The organism is Nostocoides sp. (assembly GCF_037045025.1).
Taxonomy (GTDB): domain Bacteria; phylum Actinomycetota; class Actinomycetes; order Actinomycetales; family Dermatophilaceae; genus Nostocoides_A.
Genome location: NZ_JBAOHM010000009.1, coordinates 87507 through 111356, shown reverse-complemented (window position 1 = coordinate 111356; position 23850 = coordinate 87507). Strand labels below are relative to the sequence as shown.

Here is a 23850-nt window from a genome sequence, read left to right as displayed (position 1 = left end):
TGTTGTTGTAGGTTCCGGCGCAAGGTGTCACTCCGGTTCACGTCCTTTGAGGGCGAGGACGCCATGCTTGTCATCTGGTCGGTCGGTGGGCTCTTCGGGGTCGATTCTTAGGCGACTTCGGACACCGTCACCAATGGCCCCGCCCGGTGCCCTCCACTGCGGCTGGCGACATCCGAGTCACAACTCCCCGGGTAGTGTCGTGGTGGCCCGAGCCCCCGATCCGAGAGGCGTAAGCGATGAGCACCAGACCCGAGGCACTGAGCAACCCGTTGACCAATCGGGGGACGGCGTTCACGCGGGAGGAGCGGGCCAAGTTGGGCTTGACCGGTCGGCTCCCGGCCGCGGTCGAGACGCTCGCTGAGCAGGCCGCCCGCTCGTACGCCCAGTTGACGTCGTATGCCACCCCGATGGAGCAGTACGTCTTCCTCGACCAGCTGCACAGCCGCAACGAGGTCCTCTACTACCGGCTGCTGGCCGACCACCTCGCCGAGCTGCTCCCGGTCGTCTACGACCCCACCGTCGGTGAGGCGATCAAGAAGTGGAGCCGGGACTACCGCCGCTCCCGCGCCATCTACCTGTCCATCGACCACCCCGAGGACATCCGAGCGTCCTTCGCGACTTTAGGTCTCGGCCCAGACGACGTCGACCTCATCGTCGTCTCGGATGCCGAGGAGATCCTCGGGATCGGCGACTGGGGCGTCAACGGCACGGACATATCGGTCGGCAAGCTCGCCGTCTATACCGCCGCGGCGGGCATCCACCCCGAGCGAACGATCGCTGTCAACCTCGACTGCGGCACCAACAATGAGGCGCTCCTGAACGATCCGGCCTATCTCGGCAACCGCCACTCCCGGATCCGGGGGCAGCGGTATGACGATCTGATCGCGGCATACCTGCGGGTCGCCTCCGAACTCTTCCCCAACGCGCTCCTGCACTTCGAGGACTTCGGCCCGTCCAACGCCCGACGCATTCTGGTCGAGAACGCCGATACCTACCGGATCTTCAACGACGACATGCAGGGCACCGGGGCCATCGTGATGGCCTCGGTCTTCTCGGCGCTCAAGGTCACCAAGCAGACCTTCGCCGACCAGCGGCTGATCATCTTCGGCGCCGGCACCGCCGGCACCGGCATGGCCGACCAGATCCACGCCGCGATGGTCCGCGACGGCCTCGGCGCCGAGGAAGCGAAGGCGCGCGTCTGGCTCATCGATATCAACGGCCTGGTCACCGACGACATGTCCGACCTGCCGGACTACCAGCAGGCGTATGCCCGTCCGGCGGGCGAGGTGACCGGCTGGGCCCGGCCGGACGGGAAAATCCGCCTTCTCGAGGTCGTCCGGCAGGTCAAGCCGACCATCCTGATCGGCACCTCGACCGACCACAACGCCTTCACGCAGGAGGTCATCGAAGCCGCAGCTGCCGGGGTCGAGCGGCCCCTCATCTTGCCGCTGTCGAACCCGACCGAACGGATCGAGGCCATGCCCGATGACGTCATCGCCTGGACCAAGGGCAAGGCGCTCGTCGCGACCGGGATCCCGGTGGACCCAGTGACCTACGACGGGGTGACATATACGATCGGCCAGGGCAACAACGCCCTGCTCTATCCCGGACTCGGGCTGGGCACGATCATCTCCGGAGCCAGGCACGTCACCGACGGCATGCTCCTCGCGGCGGCGGAGGCCGTCGCGAGCCAGGTCGACCCGACCGCCCTCGGGGCCTCCCTGCTCCCGCCGGTGGACAACCTACGCGCCTCCTCCGCCACCGTCGCCCTCGCCGTCGCCAGACAAGCCGCCACCGACGGCGTCGCCACCACCACCCACCCCGACCTCGTCCAAGCCGTCCAAGACGCCATGTGGCAACCCGTCTACCCCAAGACCCTTCCGAAGGGCTGAGCACCCTGACGTGTCGTGATCCCGCCGCCGACCCGCACGACCCGAGGCGTCTGCGGCTCGTCGCCACGGCCGCCGATCTCCTCCTGAGCAACGGCAACACCACATCGGGCACCGTGACGGTTGTCGATGACCTTGCCAAACGACTTGACGTCCCCGTTCACGTCGTCCCTGGTTGGGACGGATGCACCCTGCTCGACGAGGGCGGCCGGACCCAGCACCGCGTCGAGGGCTCACCTACGAGGGTGCACATGTCGGTGGCCGTCGCGGCGCTCGACTCAGCTCACGCTTCCCATCTGTCCTGCCTGTCGACGGTCCGCGATCACAAACCGCACTGGCGGGCCATGCGGCGTTCGAGGTTTACGCCGTTCTGACCCGGATGCCGGGCGATCTTTCGATGACGGCCAGTGATGCTGCAGCCCTGGTCGAGCGGGTCTTCCCGGAGGCCGCGTGGCTGACCGCCACCGAGTTGACCGCGCTTCACCGTCGGCCGTCCGTTGGCGGCATCGTCGGCGGGGCGGTCTATGACGCTCGTCGGCGAGGCGGATCGCGCCAACGGTCGACGACTGCTGACGCGCAATCTGCGGGCCCGCTGCACCTACGCTCTGCTCGGCGTCGACTGCGTGCTTGTCGGGCCTGAGGTCAGCACGCCACAACGTCACCGCCGTTCCGCCCCAGCCGTGCAGTACCGACTGCACCCAACACACTCTCTGGTTGACTGGGCGGGTGGTGAGCACCGACGACATCCTGTCGTTCCCGGACGCTGCGGCCTTCGAAGAATGGCTGGCGGGCCAGCACGACACGTCGACCGGCATCTGGCTCAAACTCGCGCGCGGCGACCGCGCCTTCGCCTACTCTCACGCCCTCGACGTCGCCCTGTGTTACGGCTGGATCGACGGGCAGAAGAAGTCGCTCGACGAGCAGCATTGGCTGCAACGGTTCACCCCGCGCCGCCCGGACAGCAAGTGGTCAAAAGTTAACCGCCACAAGGCAATCACGCTCGTCGCGTCCGGTCGCATGCAGCCCGCCGGCCAGCGCGAGATCGAACGCGCGCAGGCCGACGGGCGGTGGGACGCGGCATACGACGGTATGCGGACCGCGCCCGTCCCCGACGACCTCGCCGCCGCGCTCGCTGCCCACCCGTCCGCGGCCGACTTCTTCGCGACCCTCGGCCGCCGCAATAGATATTCGGTGCTCTATCGGATCCAGGACGCCAAGAAGCCGGAGACCCGCGCGCGCCGGATCGCGCAGTACGTCGAGATGCTCGGGAAGGGCGAAACGATCCACTAGCGCATTGCTCAGCGTCGACTTTGCCCGTTTCTTGGACGAACAGCCCGTGGGGGGTGCGGCCTTTGAGGTGGGTCATAACTCCATGGCCACGAGGACGCCGAGCGCGACGACGAGGACCCCGCTAGCCCGCGACAGCCACAGCATCCGCCCGTCCGAGGAGCCGAACCAGTCCCGTGCGAGGGTGGCCACCAGCACCCACAAGGTGTCGCACATCAGCCCCACGAGCAAGGGGATGCTGGAGAGGAGAAAAGTGCGGGAACCGCGGATTGCCCTGGGCCTGCGGGCGTCAAGAAGCTCGGCACCACAACCCCGAACATGATGAACCCCTTCGGGTTTTCGTCATGCCAACCCCCACGCTGCTCCACACCACGGTGCGGCGAGAGGCGCTCTGCCCCAAGGTATCTCGGCGGTCGGAGTGCTGAGCCGCGGCGAGCAGATAGCGCACGCCGATCGCCACCAAGAGCAGCCCACCGCCAATGCGGATGACACTCAGTGCCAACGGTGACCGCGACACCACCGCACCGACCCCGAGGGCCATGACGATGGCCGTCAGCGCCATCCCCAGACTGTTGCCGGCAACGCTTGTCAGCGCCGACCGGCGTCCGGCCCCGAGCGCGTGACCGATCAGAAACATCACACTCGGCCCGGGGACGGCGATGATGACGATCGAGGCGATGAGCAGTTGGGTCACCCCCGCCGGCGAGATCCCGGGGATGGCGAAGCCGGGCTCGGAGGCGGCGTCGGCCAGGCAGCCGAGGGCGGCTGCGCAGACAGCAGCAGATATCACGTGGAGCCTCCGTCCCGGGTGACGGCGGGCCCACAGGACGCGAAATGGACCCTACGGCGGTGGGTGAGTCCTCTTGGTATGTCGCGACCCACCTACCGGAGGGGCGCACCACTGCTGATTCGCGCGCGCCAGAAGGGTGAGTCATGGCGGCATGCTACGCCGATGCCAGGCCCTGTCCCGGTCGGCCCCGAGCGCCGAGCCCCGGCGCCAGCGGGCGGCTCACGTCCGCTGTGCTCTAAGCGACCTGACCCCCGGGCGGGCATGCCATCGTGGAGGCATGGCGAAGTATCACGTGAACGACGAGGCAGTGCGCTTCGCGGAGGAGCTGATTCACAAGCGCCGCTATGTCCTGAAAAGCCAATGGACTGAAGCGAATCCGGACGCCGAGGCGGAGAACGCCTATCTCGACAAGCACGGGTGGGACGACTACGGGAGGTGGTTCCTCGGTCTCACCGACGGCGCCGCTGAGGAGACCAAGGGCCGATACGCCTTCGGCTTCGGCGACTTCTCCCGGTTGCATCGCAGCGCCCTGATCGCCTGCGTCTACCGGGCCGCGGAGTGGAATCACAAGGACGTCGAACTCGCCGCGCACGAGCTCCTGCAGAAGCTCGACGCCGCCACTGGGTGAGCCTTGCCCCACGCCCTCGACATCGCCCCGTGCTTTGGCCGGATCGACGGGTCGGAGAAACCCTTCGGCCAGGTCGTCGAGATGGCGGCCGAGCCGGATGGGTCGCGGCGCGTGGGCCGGGACAGCTCCGATAGCCCCGCTCGATCGCCCGCGCCGGCTAGGAGGCACCAGGTGTACCTGTCAGGAATGCTGTATGGCGCGAAGCTGCTTGAACGTGTTTTGCGTCAACGTCGATGTCCTGATCGCGACGCTGCTGCTCAAGCTGTTGTGGCGGCGCTACCGGGACGGCTCGTTCACCGAACACGACCTGGAGGACGCCGCCTTCACCGTCTTCCTGTTCGGGCGGATGATCGGTTGCGCCGCCGAGATGGACGGCCACCAAAACCCGCGGCCGCAATATGGACACCCGCACCCCGCAGAAGTCGGTCACGTTCGTGTCGTGACCGCGCCCCCGACGCCGGTCACGACCCTCAGGGTTTGCTGACCGCTCAGGGTTCGATCAACCCCACTCGGATCGCGTAGCGGGTCAGTTCGAGCCGGTCTTTCAGCCCCAGCTTCCCGAGGATGTTCGTGCGGTGCCGCTCGACGGTCTTCGGGCTGAGGAAGAGTGTCTCGGCGATGTCCTTGCCGGAATAGCCTTCGGCGATCAGTTTGACGATCTCCTCCTCCCGGGGCGAGAGCACCGGCCCGTCGTCGTCCTGCGGCCGGGCGAGATAGCCGCGGATGAGGGCGGTCAGCGCCCCCGGATAGAGGAAGGGTTCCCCGCGCAACGCGGCGTGACACGCGGCGAGCAGGTCGCGGTCGGCGACCGACTTGTGGACGAAACCGGCCGCTCCGACCTTGAGGGCCTCGAAGAGATACTGCTCGTTGTCGTGCATGGAGAGCATGAGTACCGCCACCGGCAGTGACTGGCGCTGGATCTCGCGGGCCGCCTGCAGCCCGGTCAGCCGGGGCATCGAGATGTCGAGAATGACGAGGTCGACATCTCCCTTGGCGGCTTCCTCGACCGCCGCCGCACCGTTGGACACCTCCCCGACCACCGTGAACGCGGGATCCGACTCGAGGATCAGGCGCACCCCCTGACGCACGAGCGCGTGATCGTCGGCCAGCAGGATCCGGGCCGGTTCCGCTGACTCCGCGGGCGCGGACGGATGCGGCGAGGGGGCGGCGGCATCGTCGAAGGCCTGGGGTGGAGGTGGATCGGACGTCGTCATGGGTTCTCCTCGGGATAGAGCAAGGAGGTATGCCGTGGCATGGTCAAGGTCACCGTGGTGCCGCCGCCCGGGGTTGCGCCCAGCGCGAGGTCGCCGCCGACGAGGAGGGCGCGCTCACGCATCCCGTTGACCCCGCTCCCGGCGCGGCCTTGCAGGCCGACGCCGTCGTCGGTGACGGTGAGCGTGATGGCGGCGGCGTCGCCGCGCAGGACGACCGAGACGCTCTCGGCGCACGCGTGGCGCAGCACGTTGGTCAGGGCCTCCTGCGCCACCCGGTAGATCGTCAGCTCCTGCTCCGGCGACAGGTCGCCGCTCGAGGCGATATCGCGGCGGAGCAGCAGTCCACCGGTATCCGCAGCGTCGGAGGCCAGCGTCGTCAGCGCCGCCGTCAGCCCGAGATCCTCCAGCGCCCCGGGTCGCAACCGGGCCGCGAGCGCCCGGACCTCGCCGAGGGCCGAGCGGGTGACGTCCTGCGTCGCCGCGACATCGTCGGCGAGCGCGGCCGGCGCCTGGTCCGCGAGCCGCTTCAGCCGCAAGAGGACGACCGTCAGACTCTGGCCGACCTCATCGTGCAACTCCCGGCCAACCCGGCGCCGCTCGGCCTCCTGCGCATCGACGACGAGCCGCACCGCCCGTGCGCGTTCGCCCGCCAGCCGGTCGAGCAGGGCGTTGTACGCCGCGGCGACCCGCCCGACCTCGTCATCGCGCCGGACCGGCACCCGCGCCGGCTCGGCACGGCCGGGCTCGAGGACGGCCTGGCGCTGCTCGATGGCCGCGCGCAACTCCTCCAGGGGCCGCAAGGCGCGGTGCACCACCACCGCCATTCCCGCAAGCAGCGCGGTGAAGCCGAGGGCGATCTCGACGACTTCGGTGCGGCTGAGCGGGAGCGTGAGCGTCGTCGGTGCGGCGATCAGGGCGGCCGTCGCCAACGTGAGCACCGCCGCGAGCGCCGTGAAGATCCGCCAGAACAGCGACACGCGCCACCTCCTGGTCCCCACCCTGCCACGGATCGGTCGGCACCCGACGCTGGCACAGCTCCGCGAGAGCAGTTGCGGGTCGCACAGCGCCCAAATGGGGGTCTCTACCCCCCGCCAGTTCGCGGCCGGGTTGAGATGGTGGATTCATCACCGCGATGCCGGATCGCGACATACCGAAAGGACGCCGCCATGACCAGAGAACGCCTCGGTACTGTCGGTTTGGGGATCGGTGGCGGATTCACCGACGCCGACGCCGCCATCATCGACCAGGCGACCCGCCAGGTCCGCGAGCGGCTCGAACGGATCCACACCGCCGTCGAGACCGAATTGAGCGTGCGCGACCGCGACCGGCGCGGCATGAAGACCACCCTCGAGGTGTGGGTGCCCGGTCTGCCGCGCATCGTCGCCACCTCCGCCAAGGAGGACCTGCGCGACGCCATCAACGAGGTCAGCGCCCGCGCGGTAAGCGCGATCGACAGCGTCACCCGACGGCGGCGGCCCGTGCGTGAGCGAGTGCGCGCCTTCCGCCGCCACGCCGATGCCCGCCACTCAGCAAGGATGTGAGACCCCCATGACCAAAACGGCGACCTTCACGGACATCACCGACGAGATCACCCTCGACGACCTCATCGCGCTGGCCAACCTCGACGGCCCGTGCATCTCGATCTACCTGCCCACCCGACGGGCCCAGCACGATCCGGCCCACGACGGTCTGGTCCTGCGGGAGCTGATCGACCGGGCCGCCCTCGAGCTGCAGACCATGTCGCTCGGCCCGGGCGACGCGCACACGCTGCTGACGCCGCTGCGGGAGTTGACCGACGACCGCCGGTTCTGGACCACGCAAGCCGACGGACTGGCTCTCTTCGCCACCGCGGAAGAGCTGACCGTCCTGCGGCTGCCGGCCCCCGTCGCCGCGTCGGTTCGCGCCGGATGGCGGGCGCACGTCCTGCCGCTGATTCCGCTCGCGACAGGCGAGGAGACCTTCCATGTGCTCGCCTTCAGCCCCAACCGGGTGCGCCTGTTCGCCGGCTCGCCGAGCCGACTGACCGAGGTACCGCTCGGGTCCATCCCCGCCTCCATCGCGGATATGGAGCGCCGGCACGAGCGGGAGAAGCAGACCCAGTACCAGCCGGCTCCGCGGCTGCGGACGACGATGGGCCCCCACGGCCACGGTGGCGTCAACGTGCGCGACGCGGCCCTTCGCTCCTTGGTCAAGGAGGTCTCGGACGGCGTGCGGCGCGAGCTCGGCGCCGACCGCCGCACCCCTCTGGTGCTGGCCGCCGTGAGCGAACACCTGCCCCTCTTCCAATCGGTCCGGAGCATCACCGGCCTGCTCGATGAGGTCATCCCGGGCAATCCGGACCAGGCCAGCGCGCAGGACTTGCACGCGGCCGGGTGGCCGATGATCGAGCAGGTGGTGGCGCAGCGGCATGCCGAGGTGTCCGCGCGGGCCCAGACCGCGCTCGCGCACGACATCGCGGCGACCGGTCCGTCGGACATTCTGCACGCCGGCTTGCACGGACGCATCGACACCCTCGTCGTCGGGTCCGTGGACCCCTTCGCGCCAGCCGACCTGTTGGACCAGGCCGTGCAGGCCGCGTTGAATACCGGAGCCACGGTTGTGCTCGATGACTCACCCGAGGCGCTGCCCGCGATCGCCGTCTTGCGGCACTGACCACACCGTCCGCGTCACGGCGGGACGCGGCATACCGGCGCCACCTGGACCACCGGACCAGGTGGCGCTGGCGCCTGTCGTCATCCCGCGGGCGCATCCGCCGCGGCGGGGGCGTCGGACTCGGGCGGTGCCTCCTCCTCGGACTCCCCGTGCGGCTGTTGTGCGCGGGACGCCCGCAGCCAGGCTGGCGTGGCCTCGCCGAGCCGCCGGGGCGTGGTGATCTTCGGTATGCCGTCGGCGAGCTGGCGCGGCGAACTCAGCAGTGCCGACCCGCCTCCGTCCAGGCCGGGGAAGGGGTCGCGACCGGCGAGATAGGCGGCGGTCGTGTTCAGGGTGGCCGCGACCGGCACGGCGAACAGCGCCCCGACGAAGCCGAAGAGATAGGTGCCCCCGATGACGACGAGCAGCACCGCGAGGGGATGCAGGCTCACGGCCTTGCCCATGAGGATCGGGCCGAGGACGCTGGATTCGAACTGCTGGACGGCGACCACGACGGCCAGCATGATGAGTGCGGTGGTCCAGCCCTTGAAGGCCAAGGCCACCAGGACGAACAGCGCTCCCGAGACGACGGCGCCGAGGACGGGGATGAAGCACAGCACGAAGGTGATGGCGATGAGCGGCAACACGAAGGGCACCCCGAGCAGCACCGCACCGATGCCGATGCCGATGGCGTCGAAGCCGCTGACGACGGCCTGCATCTTGGCGTAGGTCCCGAGGGTGACCCAGCCGCGCCGGCCCGCTTCATACGCGCGTCCACGCCACGACCGCGGGAGCAACTCGACGATCCAGGCGGCGATCCGGTCGCCTTCGGCGAGGAAGAAGAAGGTGCTGATGAGCGCGACGAAAGTGCCCAGCATGACACTCGTCGCGCGGCTGCCCGCCCCGGCCACGCCGCGCGCCAGGTCGCTGCTGTTGGCCTGGACCACGTGATCGCCGCGTCGATGGCCTCGTTGATCTCCTCGCGCCCGACGGGCAGCGGGGAGTCGACGATCCACGCCTTGATGTCGTCCAGTTCGTGGGCCGCGGTCTGCGAGACCTCGGCCACGCCGGTGGCCAACTGCTGCCCGGCCACAAAAAGGAGCAGGGCGATCCCGCCGATGACGCTCGCCAGGGTCAGGGCCGCGCCGAGAGTGCGCGGCATTCCCAGGCGCCGGTTCACAAGCACCTGCACGGGCATGAGCAGACCCGTCAGCAGCACCGCCACGGCAAGCGGGATCACGACGGGCGCCACCACGGCGCCGATGGCGGCGAGCGCCCACCCGCCGGCGACGATGGCGACGAGGGTCAGCGCCCACGTCAGCACCATCCGCAGTCTCGGATGCTCCGGCAAGAACCGGACCCAGGTCGTCACGGCCCGCCCTCCTGCACGCTCGCGCCGCGCCGATCCCGGCCCCATGACCACATTGTGTGCCCTAGCAGCCCGGCGGCCAGCAGCGGAGCGACGAAGGCGACCATAACCCGGGTGAAGCCGTGCAAGGCATCGTGCCCGGTCGCGTCGAGCAGCACGTATGCCGTGTAGGCGGCATACAGCAGCACCAGGACGGCGCCTTCGGCGCGATGAATGCGGCGATCGGTCAGGGCGATCGGCACGAGCACGACCACGCTCGCGAGCATGAACGGAATGTCTAGCGCCACGGCCGCGGCCGGCACGGGCACCCCGCCGCCCAGGAGCGCCGGCACGCCCAGCACCAGCCCCATATTGGCGATATTGCTGCCGAGGACATTGCCGACGGCCAGGTCGGTCTCACCCCGCAGGGCCGCACTAACGCAGGCGGCGACCTCGGGCAACGAGGTCCCGACCGCCACGACCGTCAGGCCGATGATCAACTGGCTGACGCCGAAAGCTGCCGCAATCGCCACGGCGCCGTCAACGAGCAACGACGCGCCGGCGACGAGCAGCGCCACGCCACCGACGACGAAAAGGGCCGCTCGCCCACCGCCCATCGTGGCCGGGCCGTCCCCGGCGGCTGGTGCGGGGTCGCGACGTCCACGGCGCACCGCCAGCCACATCGCCGCGCCGAAACACGTGAGCAGCATCGCCCCGTCGAGGGCACCGATCGTCCCGTCCAGGGCGAGCACCAGCATCAGCAGGCTCAGCGCGACGACGATCGGCAGGTCCATCCGCAGCAAGCCGGGCGCGACGACGACAGCGCTGACGAGCGCGGTGACGCCGAGGACGAGGAGGATGTTGACAATGTTGCTGCCGACGACATTGCCGAGGGCGAGCGCGATGTCGCCACTGGTCAGGGCCCGCAGCGTCACCGCGAGTTCCGGCGCGGACGTCGCGACCGAGACGACGGTCAGGCCGACGACGAGCGGGGACAGACCCAGGCGGACGGCGAGCGCCCCGGCGCCGCGGACCAGGGTCTGCCCGCCGGCGACCAGGAGGATCAGGCCGGCGAGCACCCGGACGACGTCGAGGGCCTGCACCCCGCAACTCTAGGGGGCCAGTCGGGCCCAGTCGTCCGCGACCGCGTGCCCGACGAGCACAGGGCACGGCGGGCGCCGCAAGACGCGACGGCGCACATGACCTCGCCGAGGCTGCGCGCCCCGATGACGAGCAGCTGGGCATCGGCGCTGGCATCGATGAGCAGGTCGGCTCCCCTGCCTGGGCCCACGACGGTCTCGACCTGGCTCCCCTCCATCGTCTGGTGAACCGCGCGCTCGCGACCTTGGGGCAGACCCCAAGCAGCGGGGGGCCAACCCCCATCCGGCCGGCTCCAGGGTCAGCCGTGGTCGCTGCGGCCGGCGTCGTCGGCGGTATGCGGATGGGCCAGGTCGTCGGGCCGGGCCGTGTCGGACGCGGTGTGCATGGGCGTGCCCACGAGATAGGCGGCACGCGCCACCGCCATACTGCCGACGGCGGAGGTGGCGAGTTGCAGCAGGACGGCCGCGACCAGCTTGCCGGCTCCGGGCCAGCTGGGGTGGAGGAGGAAGACTCCGACGAGCACGAGGCTGATCCCGGTCCCGGCAGCGGTCGCGGTGGCCGACGACCGGGCGTAGACGTCGCGCAACCGCACCAGGCCGACACCGGCGGCCAGGAAGACGAGGCCGCCGAGGACGACGAGAACCTGCCCCATCACGTCGAGAACGCCCGAGCCGCTCATCGCCGGCCTCTGGTGATAGCGCGCGCGAGCGAGACGGAGGCGAGGAAGCCGACGACCGCGGCGATGAGGACGACATCGAAGACGACCTCGCTGAAGAGCAGCGTCCCCAGCATGGCGAAGAGCCCGACGACAGCGAAGAAGAGCAGGTCGGAGGCGATGGCCCGGTCGGCATCGTCGGGGCCGGCGAGCATCCGCCAGCCCGCCAGGGCGACGGACAGGGCCATGAGGACGACGCAGATCACGACCCCGGTCATTCCGGCCTCCCCCGCACCCGGATCGCGCGGAGCAGCCGCCGCTCCAGCCGCGCGACATCCGCCGTGGCCTCGTCCAGGCTCTCGTACATTGTGTGGACGAACAACGAGCGCACCCGAGCCCTGGCGGCGCCATCCGTCTCGGGCGCGTCCTCCTCGCCCAGGCTCAGGACAAGCGTGCCCGGGGTGAGGCTGACGAGGATGGCGAGCAGGGCGATCTCGGCCTCGCTGCGGCACTGGGTGGGCTGGCGCACGACGAGGGGGTGGGACTCGTCGTGCGGGGTGACGATGTCGCGCAGCACCCGGCTGCCGGAGCGGACCACCTGCAGCGCGAACCAGAACGCGAAGCCCAGGACGCGCAGCGGCAGCAGGGCAGCGGTCATACGCCACCTCCGGAGAGAGCCGCGAGATAGGCGGCCGGATGCAGCAGCCCCGCCGCGGCTGTCTCGCACAGCGCCAGAACGGGTTGGCCAGTGACTCCGAGGGCGAGGCTGAGCACTGCGAGGAAGGCCGCCGGGGCGATCGTGCGGATGCCGATGCGTGGCCCTTCGTCCGCGGCCAGCGGCGGGTCGGGCTCGCCGAGGAAGGCCGCCCCCCAGATCTTGAGCATCGACAACAAGGTGAACAGGCTGACCCCGAGCGCGACCGCCCCGGCCGCCCACTGCTGGTCCGCGAAGGCCGCCGAGATGATCGCGAGCTTGGCCACGAAGCCGGAGAACGGCGGCAGGCCCGCGAGGGAGACCGCTGCCGCCAGGAAGGTCAGGCCCGTCACGGTCTCCCGCCACAGCAAACCGCGCACCTCCCCCAGCCGGTGGCGTCCATAGCGCAGTTCGACCGCACCCGTGGACAGGAAGAGGGAGGCCTTGGCGATGACATTGTGGATGAGATAGAAGATCCCCGCGCTCAGGCTGGCGCCGGTGAAGATGCCGACGCCGAGCAACACGTAGCCGATCTGGCTGACCATGTGAAAGGACAGGATCGCCCGGGCGTTGTCCTCCCCAACCGCGCCAAGGACGCCGACGACCATCGAGATGCAGAAGACGGTCGTGATCAGCCAGCCGAGCCGGCGCTCGTCGAAGAGCACGGCATACAGCCGGAAGATGGCATAGACGGCGACCTTGGTATGCAAGCTGGCGAAGAGCGCGGACACCGTCGGCGACAAGTGGGGATAGGTGCGTCCTAGCCAGCCGTGGACGGGGACGACGGCGGCCTTGACGGACAGGGCGAACAGGACGATTCCGCAGGCGAGCAGGGTCCACGGGGACCGCTCGGCCCGCCCGGCGAGGCCGGCCAGGTCGACCGCGCCGAGCGTCGCATAGATCGCCGCGACCCCGGCGAGGAAGAGCGCGGACGTCAGCAGGTTGACCGTCACATAGATCCGGGAGGCGCTGACTTGCATGCGTTTGCCGCGGCCCCGGTGGGCCAGGATGATCAGCCCGTATGACGGCAGCAGCATGATCTCGATGAAGACGAAGAGGTTGAACAGGTCGGCGGTCATCAGCGCCCCGTTGACGCCCGCAGTCACGACGAGGACGAGCGGGCAGAAATACGGTTCGTCCGCCGCCCGCGACCGGAGGGCGAAGGCGCACACGACGGTGGTCAGCAAGACGGTGAGCACCAACATGAGGGCGCTGAACGCGTCGACGGCGAAGGGGACGCCGATGGGCGCGGGCCATCCGCCGAGCCGGGTCACCAGGACAGCACCACCGCTCGTTGCCGCTACGAGCCAGGCGGCCGCGGCGAGGCTGCCCACCAGGACCGCGAACAGGACGGCCTGCCGGGTTCGGCGGCTGACCCGCAGGCCCACGAGGGCACCGGCGACCACCATCGGCCCGAGGATGACAAGTGGCAGCAGCGCGGTCACCGCAGCTCCCCTTCCTCGATCGCGGATGCGGTCTCCGCGGGCTCAGTGGGGAGGTCGTCGGCGCGGTCGAGATAGGCGTGCCAGTCCTGCGGGGCATGGCGCCGGTCGTGCGGGCGCTCCGCCTCGATGAGGTCGGGAGTCTCGCTCTCGCGCCCCTCGACCGCGAAGGTCGTGTCATCGTCCCCGTCACCGAGGACGGCCAGGACGAGCAGGTAGACCGTCACGGCGAACGCGATGACGACGGCGGTGAGCACAAAGGCCTGCGGCAGCGGGTCGGCCGTGCTGCTCGGGTCCAGATCGCGCCCGATCGCCGGCTGCCGCCGGGAGGTGCCGCCGGCGGAGATGAGGAGCAGATTGACGCCGTGGCTGATCAGTACGAACCCGACGACGACCCGCATCATCCCGCGGCGCAGGAGCATGAACACGCCGCCGGCGACGAGGACGCCGATCGTCAGGGCGAGGGCCATCAGTCGCTCTCCTCACGCGCCGTGATCTCCCCGGGCTGGCGCAGCGGCACCGGGTCCGGGCCGTCGAGGCCGAGCCGGGCCAATGTGGCCAACACCAACCCGAGGACGGTCAGATAGACCCCGACGTCGAAGACGAGACCGGTCGAGACCTGGACGCCGAGGACCTCGAGATAGAGCGGGCGCAGGATCGCGCCGTCGAGGAGCCCGACCACGGCCATGCTCACGGCGAGGACGATCCCGGCACCGATGATCCGCAGGTAGGCGACGTGGAGGCGGGCGACCCAGTCGTCCTTGGCGGCGAGGAAGATCAAGGTCAACGCGGCCCCGGCGGCGAGGGCCCCGATGAACCCGCCACCGGGCTGGTAGTGCCCGCGCAGGAACAGCCACGCCGAGATGACCACCAACAGCGGCCCGACGACCCGGTCGATGACCCGCAAGGGGATGGTGTTGGCTGCGCTGTCGCGCGCCGGGCTGTCCGCGGCGACGGTGATTGGGCTGGGCCGCCGCGGAAGCAAGCCCCGCGACGTGAGGGCCACGACGATGACGACGGCCGCGACGCCGAGGACGACCATCTCGCCGAGCGTGTCGATCGCGCGGAAGTCGACGAGGATCGTGTTGACGGCATTCGTGCCGCCGGATAACGCATAGGCCTGCGCGACGAAGGCCTCCCCCGCGGGCGCCGGTTCCGGGTGCGCCAGGACGACGAGCCCGAGGTATGCCGCCGCCGCGCCGACGAGCGCCGCCGTCACGCCCGCGCCGACCGTCTGCGCGCGGCCGGTCGGGTGGAAGCCTGCGGGCAGCCGGACGAGCAGGAGCACCATGACGACCACGGTGAGGATCTCGACGAGGAGTTGGGTGATCGCGACATCGGGTGCGCCGAGGGCGAAGAAGAGCAGGGCGGTCGAGAAGCCGACCACCCCGACCGTGGTGACGAGGGCGACCCGGCTGCTGGCGCGTAGGGCCAAGATGACCCCGAGGGTGACCAGGGCGGCCAGCACCCAGTCGAGGGGGCGATCCGTGTCGCCCGGCGGCAGCGGCACGCCCTGGCCCATCGCGACGGCGACGATGACGGTGAACGCGAGGAGGGGGGCGAGCAGGTGCCGGGTCGGCGCGTCGCTGCGGGTGGCGCCGCCGACCCGGCCACCGACGCGCACCGCTGCGGAGCGGAAGGCTTCGACGACGTCGACGGCCCGCACGGGCGCGAATGCCCGCCCGATCAGCACCCGGTCGACGCGGCCCCGGCCCCAGACCAGGAGCGTGCCGCCGACGATGACCGTCACCGACATCAGCAGCGCCGAGTTGAGGCCGTGCCACAGGTTCAGATCCGCCGCCGGTGCCGCGTCCAACACCGCGCGGGCGGCCGCGTCGATCAGGGGTGCGGCCACCGGGCCCGCCACCCCGAGGACGACACCGGCGAGAGCGGTGACGCCCACCGGCGCGACCATCGCGGCCGGGGCCTCGTGGGGTGGCTCGGGCATCGCGGCCCCGAAGAGCGGACGCAGCATCCGGGCCGAGTAGGCGAAGGTGCACACCGCCCCGGCCACGGCCGCGCCGGCGATCGCCGCGACCGGCAGCGCGCCCCAGCCGGTCTTGGTCATCGCCCCGAACATCGCCTCCTTCGAGACGAAGCCGAACAGGGGCGGCAGGCCGGCCATCGACGCGGCGGCCAGGGCGAGCACGAGGGCTGTGGCGGGCATGGCGCGCCGCAGTCCCGAGAGCCGGCGGATGTCGCGGGTCGAGGCCTCGTGGTCGATCAACCCGACGGCCATGAACAGGCCCGACTTGAACAGGGCGTGGGCCAGCACGTGCACGAGGGCGCCGACGACGGCATACCCGGTCCCGAGACCGATCGTCGCGACGAGGAAACCGAGCTGGCTGACGGTGGAATAGGCGAGCAACTCCTTGAGGTCGAAGCGCTGCAGGGCGAAGACGGCGCCGAGGACGGCGGTGAGCAGGCCGACGGTGACGAGCAGTCCGCGCCAGACCGGCACCGCGTGCAGGGCGGTCGAGAAGCGGAGCAGGACGAAGATCCCCGCCTTGACCATCGCCGCCGCGTGCAGGTAGGCGCTGACCGGGGTCGAGGCGACCATCGCGTCGGGCAACCAGCCGTGGAAGGGGAACTGGGCGCTCTTGGTGAACGCGGCCAGGGCCACGAGCACGGCGACACACCCGGCGACGCCGGGACGCTCCTGCCAAACCGGAGAGGAGAGGGCGGCGCTCAGCTGGGTCGTCCCGGTCGCGGTCGCCGTCAGCACGACCGCCGCGAGCAGACACAACCCGCCGCCGCCGGTCACGACGAGGGTGCGGATCGCCGGGTCGCGCCCCTTCGGGCCGGCTTGCTGGATCAGGAGGAAGGAGCAGAGGGTCGTCAGCTCCCACATCACCCACAGCAAGACGACGTCGTCGGCGAGGACGAGGCCCAGCATGGCCGCCGCGAAGAAGGTGAGCAGGCCGAAGAAGACACCGTGCCGGCCCGGCGGCAGGTAGCTCGCGGCATACGCCAGCACGAGCGCGCCCACACCGAGGACGACGAGGGCGAAGAGCAGCCCGAGGCCATCGAGGCGCAGGCGGATCGCGACGTCGAGGCTCGGGAGCCAGGCATACCGCTCGCCGTGGCCCGGGCCGGCGCGAGGGGACTCCCACAGCCACGCGACACCGCCCGCGAGCGCGGCCAGCCCGGCCGCGAGGACCCAGCCGGCCCGGGGGCCGAGCCGTTGCCCCAGCGCGACGGCGGCCACGCAAAGGCCGGTCGCGAGGAGCAGCAGGGTCAGCAGCACGGTTTCGCACTCTCGGGAGGGGACTGCCGGCGCCGGCGGCGCCTCGTCCACCCTACGAGCAGCCGCCCTCCCGGAGCGAGTCCTCGAGATCCAGCGCCGCGATGACCAGGTCCAGCTGGGAGAAGACCTGGGGGAGTTTACCGAGCATCTCGCCACCCGCCTCCAACTCCTCGGCGCACAGACCGAGCGGGCCGCTCAGGCGCAGGACTGTGTCCATGAGGGCGCCCGCCTCGTCGCGGCGGCGCAGCCACGCGTAGGCGGAGACGAGCCAGAACGTGCACAGCACGAACGGATGCTCATCGCCCTCGAGGCCGTCGACGCCGGAGGCAGGCTTTAACTGAACACCCAGGGCCCGGCAGGTCACAGGGCACGCGATGCCGGGCCTTCCGTCGATAACCATCGACACCCGCGCACCCAGATCAAATCAGGTCAAGTAGAGCCTCGCCCCGCGCGCACGAGCGGTTATGTAGGCAAGTTTAGTAGAGTATAGGGTTTTGCTATATAGCCGTACATTTCGGTACAGATGAGGTGACGGCGGTGGATCCGCGACGAAATCCGTATAGCCCAGGCGCTGGCCGGCCACCGGCTGCGCTGGTTGGTCGTGACGCCGAGATGACTGAGTGGGCGATCCGGCTGGATCGGATCGAGGGTGGGCTGTCGATTCAGCCCCTTGCCCTGTATGGGCTGCGGGGTGTCGGGAAGACCGTGTTGCTGACGTCGATGGCGAAGGAGGCAGAGTCTCGGGATTGGGTTGTCGCGCAGATCGAGGCGGGGACCGACAAGTCGTTGCGTGCCACGCTGGGGGAGGCCTTGTATGGGCCGCTTTCCGACCTACTGCGGCCGTCGGCAGGGCGTCGGCTCCTTCGGGCGTTGAAGACGGCCTTGTCGTTCAAGGCGTCGTACGACTCGAGCGGGGCCTGGTCCTTCGGGCTGGATTTGCAGGATGCCCCCGGTGGAGGAGCGGACTCGGGGTCGTTGGAGACCGACTTGGCCAAGCTGGTGAAGGATCTCAGCGCGGCCGCCGCTGAGGCGGGTGTCGGGTTGGCGATTCTTATCGATGAGGCTCAAGACCTCAGCCAGGAGGAGCTGGTCGCGGTCTGCGCCACAGCGCACAAGGCCTCCCAGGAGGGTTGGGCGTTCCTGCTGTGCATCGCAGGCTTGCCGTCGCTGCCGAAGGATGTCGCGGAAGCCAAGTCGTATGCCGAGCGGCTCTTTGCGTTCCACCCGATCACCGCGCTGCCGACCCAGAGCGCCGGCGACGCACTGGTAGTGCCCGCGACCCGCGCTGGGGTGCGGTGGGCAGCCGCGGCTGTCGCCTTCACTGTTGATGAGGCTCGCGGGTATCCGTACTTCCTGCAGCAGTATGGCCAGGAGGCGTGGAACAACGCCTCGGGTGAGGTGATCACCATCCTGGACGCTCAGGTGGGGATAGCTCGCGGACGAACCGCCCTGGACAACGGGTTCTTCCGGGCGCGGTGGGATCGAGCGACGAAGGCGGAACAGGGCTACTTGCGGGCGATGGCCGAGGACGGTGACGGTGGCAGCGCCTCGGGTGCGGTCGCTCGCCGGCTCCACCGGAAGCCGGCGAGTCTGGGGCCAGCGCGGGCCTCGTTGATCTCGAAGGGTCTGGTGTATGCGCCTGAGCATGGCCGGATCGCTTTCACTGTGCCGGGCATGGCGGATTTCATTGCCCGGCAACCAGATCCAGACTGAGCGGGCGGAACCGCGTGTTGGAGAGTGGAAGATGCCTCAGCAGTTTCCGGCGTTGGAGTGGTTGCCGCGGCGTGCGGAGGGGGAATCGGTTGGTGGCGTTGGTGCCGTCGTGGGCAGGCTCGGTGTGAGGGTGTGGGGGTGAGCGAGATCGCGCCCGGTTCGGGGTGTCTCGTGCCCGGGTCAGTTATGTGGGGCGTACGCGCGCCGCCCGGGTGTTCACGCCGCCATGGCCCACCGCTAGGTGCCGCACCGCGGGCGGCCGTCGCGATCCCCCCTAGGTGGTGGTCGGCTCGCCGGCTCGTGGGAGAACTGGCGCTCCGACGCCGGCGCCTTCCCCGGCCGGGTAAATGGCAAGCCCCTGTCGGGATGGAAGGGCGAGCGCTGGCTCGACACCCGCGCCCTCAAGGTGCTCCTGCCGATCATGGCCAAGCGGATGGATGCCTGCAAGGCAAGGGGGATTCGAGGCGGTCCACCCCGAGAACGTCGACGGCTACCAGAATGCAACCGGCTTCTCCCTGACGAGGGCCGACTCCACGGCAAACCTGCGGGCGTTGCTCTCGCTGGCCCACCAGCGCGAGTTGTCGATGGGGCTGAAGAACGCCGTCGGCCCGATTCCCACCCTCGGCGCCGAGATGGACTTCGCCGGCACGAGTCATGCGAGCAGTATGCCGAATGCGGCACCTACCGGCCAATGATCAACTCGGGCAAGGCAATTCTTCACATCGAAGACAATGCCCGATCGGCACGGTCTGCGCGAATCGCCCCCGGGCAGTGCTCGACCCTGCTGAAGAACCGCGACCTGGACGCCGCCATCCTCGGCCAGTGCTGACCATAATGTCCGCGTGACCGTCACGATCGCCACGGCAGCGCTCGTGCGCGACGGGCGCCTACTGCTGGCTCATCGCCACCCGGAGCGGGAGTGGTATCCGGACTGCTGGGACCTGATCGGCGGACACGTCGAGCCGGGTGAGACGCCTCGCGAAGCGGCCATCCGCGAGTGCGCGGAAGAACTCGGCGTCGCGGTCCTCGATCCCGAACCCGTGATGTTGCCGTGCGACTTGCCTGGCCTCGAGATGCACCACTTTCTCGTCACGAGCTGGCGCGGGACCCCGCGCAATATGGCGCCGGACGAGCACGACGGGCTGAAGTGGTTCACGGCCGACGAGATCGCGGATCTCGTGCTCGCCGACCCCACGGCCCGAACCCCGTTGCAGGAGCTGGCCTCTCGCGCCTGATGCCGATCGTGCTCACGGGGCCCGGGCCGAGGCGTCGGTCCCGGCGAGTACGGCGGTGGCCAGGGCCACGATCTCCTCGACGTGCGCTTCGGGTTCGGCGAACGCCTCGGTGCCGAACTGCTCGAACACCTCGGCCGTGACGGCCCCCATGATCATGTCCCAGGCAGCCAGACCGAGGGTCAGCCGCGTGGCGTCGGCACCTATCGCTTGCACCTGCGGATCCGCGAGGAGGCCGTCCAAGCCCACCCAGCCGGGCGCCCCGGCATACCCCGCCGGCGGGTGCGGCGGCAGCCGGCCCAGCGCCGCCATTAACCGCCCGGTGATGCGCGTGTCGGCGCGCAGTTTGGGTCCATCGCACACACGCCGCGCCGGTGGGCACTCGCGCACCCCGAGCAGTACGCCCTCGTCTTCGGCTCGCCGGTGCCGGGGTGTGCCGCGCCCGTCGACCGCACGACGCCCGCGCCGCAACGATCGTCAACGCCGTCAACCCCGCCAGCTACATCCACTGGGACCGGGACTGGCCGCCGATGGCGAACGCCTTCCTGGCCGACGCCGAGCGCAGCGGCGCCGGGCTGATCACCACCTCGAATCTCTATGGGTATGGCCGCGTCAACGCTCCCATGACCGAGGAGACTCCGTTGCGCCCCAACGGAAAGAAGGCGCGACTCGGGTCGCGATGTGGCAGGACGCGCTCGCGGCGCACGAGGCCGGACGGGTCCGCGCGACGGAGCTTCGGGCCTCGGACTACTTCGGTCCGGGGGCCTCCCAGGGCGTGAGCTACCTGCAGCAGTATGTGATCGGACCGACCTTGGCGGGCAAGTCCACGGTGCGCATCCCGATGGGCCGCGCGGACACCCCGCATTCCATACTCCTACGACCCATCGTCAGTGCCTGCTGTTAGTTAGCGGGTCGCTCTCCCACCGAAAGAGCCGATCGAGATGGGAGTCGTCGAGTGGGACCAGTCGGATCGTCATACTTCAAGACGCTATCCGTCGCCTCCGACAGCCGAGCCTGCCAGGATGGACACCTCACCGAGGAGGCCGCCATGTCCGATGTTGTCGTCACGAACAATCCCGCACAGAATCGCTACGAGGCGCACGTGGGTGGGGACCTGGCCGGGTTCGCCGAGTACATCGTCACCGACGACCTGATCGTCTTTACCCATACGGAAGTGGACGAGAAGTTCGAAGGGCAGGGCGTCGGCAGTGAGCTTGCCCGATTTGCCCTCGACGACGTGCGCGAGGGCAGCCGCCGGGTGATGCCGCAATGCCAGTTCATCAAGGGTTGGATCCAGCGCCACCCCGAGTATGTCGACCTGGTCACCCGCGGCGAGCACCACTGACATGTGCGGCGCACGTCATCTGCGCGCCCCCTAGGGTCGGCCGCGCCCCAAGGCATAACGGCCGTCCCGGGTGAAACCTTCGATGCGCCAGACGCCGAGCAGCGCACCCAGCGTCTCCCGGACGGCCAGGCGCCATTCCCGGCCCAGGGCGGGATCCGCCGCCCGGATTGCGTCGATGTCCGGCGGGAGGGCGACCCAGGTGCGTTCCCCCGTCGCGCCACCTCGCACGGGACGGCCTGCCGGATCCCGGTCGAGGGCAGCGTCCGCACGGGCCGTCCTCGACGGGCGGGCGCAGGTCACGGATATCCACCGACCCAGTCTCCCGTACCCCGCGTCGATTGCCCTCTCGACGGAGTCGAGTTGCCCAGTCGACGGGGGTTAGATGAAAAGGGTCTGGGCGCCCTCGCTGATCTCGATGAAGTCGGCGGCGCTGATGACGGCCTCGACGCCGGGATGCAGGTCAGCCTCGATCATCTCCATCATGTCGAAGGAGAGCTTGCACGCATACATGTGCACGCCGGCGGCGGCCAGCAGGTCGAGGAACTCGGGCACGTCCGGGATCTCCAGGTCGGCCATCTGCTTCTTCATCATCTTGGTCGCCATGGCCGTCATGCCGGGCATCTGCCCCATCAGCTGGGGCATCGACTTATGCTCCAAACCCGGTCGCAGATAACCTAATTCGGCCATGTGCATCGCGGTATTGCCGAGCATCGTGAACTTGAGGTTGTCGTTGGTCTTCGTGTTGACGATGTCCAGCCCCCAGAAGGTGAAGAACATGTGCACCTCGACGCCCTCGCCCGCCGCGGCGTTGCCGAGGATCAGGCCCGGGTAGGCCATATCGAGGTTGCCCTTGGAGCAGATGAGCGCGAGCTTGCGCGGGCCGCTGTATGCCGCAGCCTCGCCGCCACCCGCCGGCTCACCAGCCGTGGATGTCACCCGAGTGGCGCTGCCGCCGAAGCCGGGGATGATGAATCCGTCTGGGACAGTTCGCATTTCACACGCATCCTACGGGCTTGGGGAGGCCGGCGAGATAGGCCATCTTCTTGGCCGGTTTGCCGGGATAGAGGGTGAAGAGGTCCTTGACGTCGAAGCCACCGACAGCCTGCATGCGTCGCAGAGTCGGCGTAACGCCGGTCTTGGCGGAGTCCTCTCGCATAAACCGCAGGGGAGCCCAGTGCGCTTCGGTCAGCTCCTCGATGCCAACCAGATCGGCGAGGATGGCAGCAAGGTCTTCGCTCCACTCCTCGCGGTTGGTGAAGAAGCCTTCGTCGTTGACGGCGAAGGTATGGCCGTCGATCGTGTTGGTAGGCATTAGTCTCAATCCTTCTGTCCCGCAGGGACCTTGCCGGCCATCGACATCACGGTCGGCACGGGCAGCGACCGCCCAGGAAGCAGCATGTTCCAGTAGATCTTCTCGAACGCGAGCTTGCCCAGGTGGTTGAGCCGGGACTCGCCAAGGAGCTTCATCGGCCCCACTTTGGAGGCCGGGAAGGTGCCACGCAGCGGCTCGGTGTCATAATTGAAATCGAGCAGCAGCGCCTTGCCGCGGCCGGATTCGACGAAGCAGTTCGCGTGACCGTCGAACTTCCTCGGCAGTGGCTGTCCTGCGATGGCGGCTTCGAGGTTCTTGACGAGGTGTTCGACCTCGAAATGGGCAACGGCGCCGGCCTTGGACGTCGGCACATTGGTGGCGTCGCCGATGGCGAAGATGCGGTCGGAGATCTCTGAGCGCAGCGTGTGCTTGTCGACCGGGACGAACCCGAGGTCGTCACCGAGACCGGAGTCGATGACGAACTGTTGACCCATGTTCAGCGGCACGGTGACGAGGAGGTCGAAGGGAAGTTCTCGACCGTCGTACGCGACGATCGACTTCGCGTCCGGGTCGACGTGCGAGATAGCGAAGTCGGGAGCAACGCGAATGCTTCTGTCCTCCAACAAGCCTCCTAGCGCCGCCGACGCGACCGGCTTTGTGAAGGCACCGTCGAGGGGTGTCACATAGGTGATGTCCACCTTGTGCCGCATCCGCCGCTTCCGGAAGTAGTCGTCGGCGAGGAAGGCGAACTCCAGCGGCGCCACCGGGCATTTGATCGGCATCTCGGTGATGTGCACGAGCAGTCGGCCACCCTCGAACGCCGCCAGCGCCTCACGCAAGGCGGTGGCGCCTTCAAGGGTGTAGAAGTCGAACGCGCATGTGCGCCAAACCCGTTCGTCGAGCAGACCGGGTGTCTGGTCCGGCCGCGGCACCGTGCCGCTGGCGATGATCAGCCACTCATAGGATAGTTGCCGGTCGCTGGCCAGCCGGACCTGTTGGTGCGCGGGGTCGACGTGTGCCACCGCGTCGACCACGAACTCCACGCCGTCGTCGAGTTGCGCTCTGCGAGAACGAGACACGCGCTCAGGCGCATACGTGCCGAACGGAACGAAGAGGTAGCCGGGCTGGTAGTGGTGCTCGTCGTCCTTGTCGACGACGGTGATCGACCAGTCGTGCGGCAGGGCCTTGCGGAGTTTGTTGGCGAGCATCGTGCCAGCTGTTCCGGCACCCAGGATCACCACTGTTGACATGACTCCACAGTAATACCTATGGGGGTATTCCGTGTGCGCCGGAGAATGTTCCGGTGATCACGCCCCCGACAA

The 23850-nt window shown here is 69.3% G+C and carries 31 protein-coding genes and 1 pseudogene; 14 read left to right on the top strand and 18 right to left on the bottom strand.

The genetic code is table 11. The features are described 5' to 3' along the window. Window positions 1-236: 236 nt before the first annotated feature. A complete protein-coding gene (locus tag V9G19_RS09550) occupies window positions 237-1892 on the top strand; it encodes an NAD-dependent malic enzyme (RefSeq protein WP_462285251.1) in 1656 nt (551 codons plus the stop codon). Between the two features lie 711 nt (window positions 1893-2603). Next, on the top strand, window positions 2604-3179 hold the full coding sequence (locus tag V9G19_RS09545) for a YdeI/OmpD-associated family protein (RefSeq protein ID WP_462285250.1): 576 nt from the start codon (window positions 2604-2606) through the stop codon (window positions 3177-3179). Window positions 3180-3251: 72 nt separating this feature from the next. On the opposite strand, the gene V9G19_RS09540 is transcribed toward V9G19_RS09545, so the two are convergent. Continuing rightward, window positions 3252-3401: a hypothetical protein gene (locus tag V9G19_RS09540; protein WP_462285249.1), complete on the bottom strand. Its 150-nt coding sequence runs from the start codon at window positions 3399-3401 to the stop codon at window positions 3252-3254. A gap of 64 nt (window positions 3402-3465) precedes the next feature. Further along, window positions 3466-3966, bottom strand: a complete 501-nt coding sequence (locus V9G19_RS09535) for a LysE family translocator (RefSeq protein ID WP_462285248.1) — start codon at window positions 3964-3966, stop codon at window positions 3466-3468. A 277-nt stretch (window positions 3967-4243) separates the two neighbouring features. Between V9G19_RS09535 and V9G19_RS09530 the strand changes: the two genes are divergently transcribed. Together V9G19_RS09530 and V9G19_RS09525 are read left to right on the top strand one after the other, a co-directional pair. Beyond that, the gene (locus tag V9G19_RS09530) at window positions 4244-4594 is read left to right on the top strand and encodes a hypothetical protein (protein ID WP_462285247.1); all 351 of its coding nucleotides are present in this window, start codon (window positions 4244-4246) and stop codon (window positions 4592-4594) included. A gap of 193 nt (window positions 4595-4787) precedes the next feature. Then, window positions 4788-5078, top strand: a complete 291-nt coding sequence (locus V9G19_RS09525) for a hypothetical protein (RefSeq protein ID WP_462285246.1) — start codon at window positions 4788-4790, stop codon at window positions 5076-5078. A gap of 4 nt (window positions 5079-5082) precedes the next feature. On the opposite strand, the gene V9G19_RS09520 is transcribed toward V9G19_RS09525, so the two are convergent. Further along, window positions 5083-5808 (bottom strand): response regulator, encoded by a 726-nt coding sequence (locus tag V9G19_RS09520; protein ID WP_462285245.1) that lies wholly within the window; start codon window positions 5806-5808, stop codon window positions 5083-5085. Continuing rightward, window positions 5805-6785, bottom strand: coding sequence for a HAMP domain-containing sensor histidine kinase (locus V9G19_RS09515; protein WP_462285244.1), 981 nt, complete (start codon window positions 6783-6785; stop codon window positions 5805-5807). The genes V9G19_RS09520 and V9G19_RS09515 overlap by 4 nt, the downstream gene beginning before the upstream one ends. A 189-nt stretch (window positions 6786-6974) precedes the next feature. Between V9G19_RS09515 and V9G19_RS09510 the strand changes: the two genes are divergently transcribed. Further along, window positions 6975-7349 carry a hypothetical protein gene (locus V9G19_RS09510; protein WP_462285243.1) on the top strand — a complete coding sequence of 125 codons (375 nt, stop codon included), beginning with the start codon at window positions 6975-6977 and terminating at the stop codon, window positions 7347-7349. A 7-nt stretch (window positions 7350-7356) separates the two neighbouring features. Beyond that, complete coding sequence (locus tag V9G19_RS09505) at window positions 7357-8460, top strand: baeRF3 domain-containing protein (RefSeq protein ID WP_462285242.1); 1104 nt, start codon at window positions 7357-7359, stop codon at window positions 8458-8460. An 80-nt stretch (window positions 8461-8540) separates the two neighbouring features. Here the strand turns inward: V9G19_RS09505 and V9G19_RS09500 are convergent, their stop codons facing one another. The 9 genes from V9G19_RS09500 to V9G19_RS09460 all read right to left on the bottom strand — a co-directional run bounded on the left by V9G19_RS09500 (window position 8541) and on the right by V9G19_RS09460 (window position 17212). After that, on the bottom strand, window positions 8541-9386 hold the full coding sequence (locus V9G19_RS09500) for an AI-2E family transporter (protein WP_462285241.1): 846 nt from the start codon (window positions 9384-9386) through the stop codon (window positions 8541-8543). A gap of 421 nt (window positions 9387-9807) precedes the next feature. After that, window positions 9808-10890 carry a calcium/sodium antiporter gene (locus V9G19_RS09495; protein ID WP_462285240.1) on the bottom strand — a complete coding sequence of 361 codons (1083 nt, stop codon included), beginning with the start codon at window positions 10888-10890 and terminating at the stop codon, window positions 9808-9810. A 296-nt stretch (window positions 10891-11186) separates the two neighbouring features. Beyond that, window positions 11187-11567, bottom strand: a complete 381-nt coding sequence (locus V9G19_RS09490) for a cation:proton antiporter (RefSeq protein WP_462285239.1) — start codon at window positions 11565-11567, stop codon at window positions 11187-11189. Next, a complete protein-coding gene (locus tag V9G19_RS09485; protein ID WP_462285238.1) occupies window positions 11564-11821 on the bottom strand; it encodes a monovalent cation/H+ antiporter complex subunit F in 258 nt (85 codons plus the stop codon). Before V9G19_RS09485 ends, V9G19_RS09490 begins: the two co-directional genes overlap by 4 nt. Further along, window positions 11818-12201 (bottom strand): Na+/H+ antiporter subunit E, encoded by a 384-nt coding sequence (locus tag V9G19_RS09480; protein WP_462285237.1) that lies wholly within the window; start codon window positions 12199-12201, stop codon window positions 11818-11820. The genes V9G19_RS09485 and V9G19_RS09480 overlap by 4 nt, the downstream gene beginning before the upstream one ends. Continuing rightward, entirely contained in the window at window positions 12198-13682 is a 1485-nt protein-coding gene (locus V9G19_RS09475; RefSeq protein ID WP_462285236.1) for a monovalent cation/H+ antiporter subunit D family protein, read from the bottom strand. The genes V9G19_RS09480 and V9G19_RS09475 overlap by 4 nt, the downstream gene beginning before the upstream one ends. Further along, on the bottom strand, window positions 13679-14149 hold the full coding sequence (locus V9G19_RS09470) for a sodium:proton antiporter (RefSeq protein ID WP_462285235.1): 471 nt from the start codon (window positions 14147-14149) through the stop codon (window positions 13679-13681). Before V9G19_RS09470 ends, V9G19_RS09475 begins: the two co-directional genes overlap by 4 nt. Beyond that, window positions 14149-16926, bottom strand: a complete 2778-nt coding sequence (gene mbhE, locus V9G19_RS09465) for a hydrogen gas-evolving membrane-bound hydrogenase subunit E (protein WP_462285234.1) — start codon at window positions 16924-16926, stop codon at window positions 14149-14151. Before mbhE ends, V9G19_RS09470 begins: the two co-directional genes overlap by 1 nt. 52 nt (window positions 16927-16978) lie before the next feature. Then, window positions 16979-17212, bottom strand: a complete 234-nt coding sequence (locus tag V9G19_RS09460) for a hypothetical protein (protein WP_462285233.1) — start codon at window positions 17210-17212, stop codon at window positions 16979-16981. A gap of 242 nt (window positions 17213-17454) precedes the next feature. Here V9G19_RS09460 and V9G19_RS09455 point away from each other — a divergent pair, with 242 nt between their 5' ends. The 5 genes and pseudogenes from V9G19_RS09455 to V9G19_RS09435 all read left to right on the top strand — a co-directional run bounded on the left by V9G19_RS09455 (window position 17455) and on the right by V9G19_RS09435 (window position 19874). Further along, window positions 17455-18639 carry an ATP-binding protein gene (locus tag V9G19_RS09455; RefSeq protein ID WP_462285232.1) on the top strand — a complete coding sequence of 395 codons (1185 nt, stop codon included), beginning with the start codon at window positions 17455-17457 and terminating at the stop codon, window positions 18637-18639. Between the two features lie 241 nt (window positions 18640-18880). After that, window positions 18881-19045 (top strand): annotated as a pseudogene (locus V9G19_RS09450) (endo alpha-1,4 polygalactosaminidase); the annotation flags it as partial. A gap of 31 nt (window positions 19046-19076) precedes the next feature. After that, window positions 19077-19334: an endo alpha-1,4 polygalactosaminidase gene (locus V9G19_RS09445; RefSeq protein WP_462285231.1), complete on the top strand. Its 258-nt coding sequence runs from the start codon at window positions 19077-19079 to the stop codon at window positions 19332-19334. Beyond that, window positions 19331-19468, top strand: coding sequence for a hypothetical protein (locus tag V9G19_RS09440; RefSeq protein WP_462285444.1), 138 nt, complete (start codon window positions 19331-19333; stop codon window positions 19466-19468). The genes V9G19_RS09445 and V9G19_RS09440 overlap by 4 nt, the downstream gene beginning before the upstream one ends. A gap of 13 nt (window positions 19469-19481) precedes the next feature. Further along, on the top strand, window positions 19482-19874 hold the full coding sequence (locus tag V9G19_RS09435; protein ID WP_462285230.1) for an NUDIX hydrolase: 393 nt from the start codon (window positions 19482-19484) through the stop codon (window positions 19872-19874). 12 nt (window positions 19875-19886) lie between these two features. On the opposite strand, the gene V9G19_RS09430 is transcribed toward V9G19_RS09435, so the two are convergent. After that, window positions 19887-20234, bottom strand: a complete 348-nt coding sequence (locus V9G19_RS09430) for a hypothetical protein (RefSeq protein WP_462285229.1) — start codon at window positions 20232-20234, stop codon at window positions 19887-19889. On the opposite strand from V9G19_RS09430, the gene V9G19_RS09425 reads away from it, so the two are divergent. From V9G19_RS09425 to V9G19_RS09415, 3 genes are all read left to right on the top strand, one after another. Further along, complete coding sequence (locus tag V9G19_RS09425; protein WP_462285443.1) at window positions 20226-20450, top strand: TetR-like C-terminal domain-containing protein; 225 nt, start codon at window positions 20226-20228, stop codon at window positions 20448-20450. The two genes, V9G19_RS09430 and V9G19_RS09425, sit on opposite strands and share 9 nt — an antisense overlap. A 100-nt stretch (window positions 20451-20550) precedes the next feature. After that, window positions 20551-20775, top strand: a complete 225-nt coding sequence (locus V9G19_RS09420; protein ID WP_462285228.1) for a hypothetical protein — start codon at window positions 20551-20553, stop codon at window positions 20773-20775. Between the two features lie 144 nt (window positions 20776-20919). Further along, window positions 20920-21216 carry a GNAT family N-acetyltransferase gene (locus tag V9G19_RS09415; protein ID WP_462285227.1) on the top strand — a complete coding sequence of 99 codons (297 nt, stop codon included), beginning with the start codon at window positions 20920-20922 and terminating at the stop codon, window positions 21214-21216. 30 nt (window positions 21217-21246) lie between these two features. On the opposite strand, the gene V9G19_RS09410 is transcribed toward V9G19_RS09415, so the two are convergent. The 4 genes from V9G19_RS09410 to sqr all read right to left on the bottom strand — a co-directional run bounded on the left by V9G19_RS09410 (window position 21247) and on the right by sqr (window position 23778). Beyond that, complete coding sequence (locus tag V9G19_RS09410) at window positions 21247-21516, bottom strand: hypothetical protein (protein WP_462285226.1); 270 nt, start codon at window positions 21514-21516, stop codon at window positions 21247-21249. Window positions 21517-21594: 78 nt separating this feature from the next. After that, window positions 21595-22209 (bottom strand): DsrE/DsrF/DrsH-like family protein, encoded by a 615-nt coding sequence (locus V9G19_RS09405; protein WP_462285225.1) that lies wholly within the window; start codon window positions 22207-22209, stop codon window positions 21595-21597. A 1-nt stretch (window position 22210) separates the two neighbouring features. Then, the gene (locus tag V9G19_RS09400) at window positions 22211-22528 is read right to left on the bottom strand and encodes a TusE/DsrC/DsvC family sulfur relay protein (RefSeq protein WP_462285224.1); all 318 of its coding nucleotides are present in this window, start codon (window positions 22526-22528) and stop codon (window positions 22211-22213) included. 5 nt (window positions 22529-22533) lie between these two features. Beyond that, entirely contained in the window at window positions 22534-23778 is a 1245-nt protein-coding gene (gene sqr, locus V9G19_RS09395) for a type III sulfide quinone reductase, selenoprotein subtype (protein ID WP_462285223.1), read from the bottom strand. Window positions 23779-23850: the final 72 nt, after the last annotated feature.

Excerpts from the sequence above, each read along its gene's own strand:
- V9G19_RS09400 (WP_462285224.1), bottom strand. The coding sequence starts at position 22,528 with ATGCCTACCAACACGATCGACGGCCATACCTTCGCCGTCAACGACGAA.
- V9G19_RS09470 (WP_462285235.1), bottom strand. The coding sequence starts at position 14,149 with ATGGCCCTCGCCCTGACGATCGGCGTCCTCGTCGCCGGCGGCGTGTTC.
- V9G19_RS09405 (WP_462285225.1), bottom strand. The coding sequence starts at position 22,209 with ATGCGAACTGTCCCAGACGGATTCATCATCCCCGGCTTCGGCGGCAGC.
- V9G19_RS09440 (WP_462285444.1), top strand. The coding sequence starts at position 19,331 with ATGATCAACTCGGGCAAGGCAATTCTTCACATCGAAGACAATGCCCGA.
- V9G19_RS09480 (WP_462285237.1), bottom strand. The coding sequence starts at position 12,201 with ATGACCGCTGCCCTGCTGCCGCTGCGCGTCCTGGGCTTCGCGTTCTGG.
- V9G19_RS09525 (WP_462285246.1), top strand. The coding sequence starts at position 4,788 with ATGGCGCGAAGCTGCTTGAACGTGTTTTGCGTCAACGTCGATGTCCTG.
- V9G19_RS09510 (WP_462285243.1), top strand. The coding sequence starts at position 6,975 with ATGACCAGAGAACGCCTCGGTACTGTCGGTTTGGGGATCGGTGGCGGA.
- V9G19_RS09550 (WP_462285251.1), top strand. The coding sequence starts at position 237 with ATGAGCACCAGACCCGAGGCACTGAGCAACCCGTTGACCAATCGGGGG.
- V9G19_RS09485 (WP_462285238.1), bottom strand. The coding sequence starts at position 11,821 with ATGACCGGGGTCGTGATCTGCGTCGTCCTCATGGCCCTGTCCGTCGCC.
- V9G19_RS09505 (WP_462285242.1), top strand. The coding sequence starts at position 7,357 with ATGACCAAAACGGCGACCTTCACGGACATCACCGACGAGATCACCCTC.
- V9G19_RS09445 (WP_462285231.1), top strand. The coding sequence starts at position 19,077 with ATGCCTGCAAGGCAAGGGGGATTCGAGGCGGTCCACCCCGAGAACGTC.
- V9G19_RS09530 (WP_462285247.1), top strand. The coding sequence starts at position 4,244 with ATGGCGAAGTATCACGTGAACGACGAGGCAGTGCGCTTCGCGGAGGAG.
- sqr (WP_462285223.1), bottom strand. The coding sequence starts at position 23,778 with ATGTCAACAGTGGTGATCCTGGGTGCCGGAACAGCTGGCACGATGCTC.
- V9G19_RS09520 (WP_462285245.1), bottom strand. The coding sequence starts at position 5,808 with ATGACGACGTCCGATCCACCTCCACCCCAGGCCTTCGACGATGCCGCC.
- V9G19_RS09490 (WP_462285239.1), bottom strand. The coding sequence starts at position 11,567 with ATGAGCGGCTCGGGCGTTCTCGACGTGATGGGGCAGGTTCTCGTCGTC.
- V9G19_RS09415 (WP_462285227.1), top strand. The coding sequence starts at position 20,920 with ATGTCCGATGTTGTCGTCACGAACAATCCCGCACAGAATCGCTACGAG.
- V9G19_RS09420 (WP_462285228.1), top strand. The coding sequence starts at position 20,551 with ATGTGGCAGGACGCGCTCGCGGCGCACGAGGCCGGACGGGTCCGCGCG.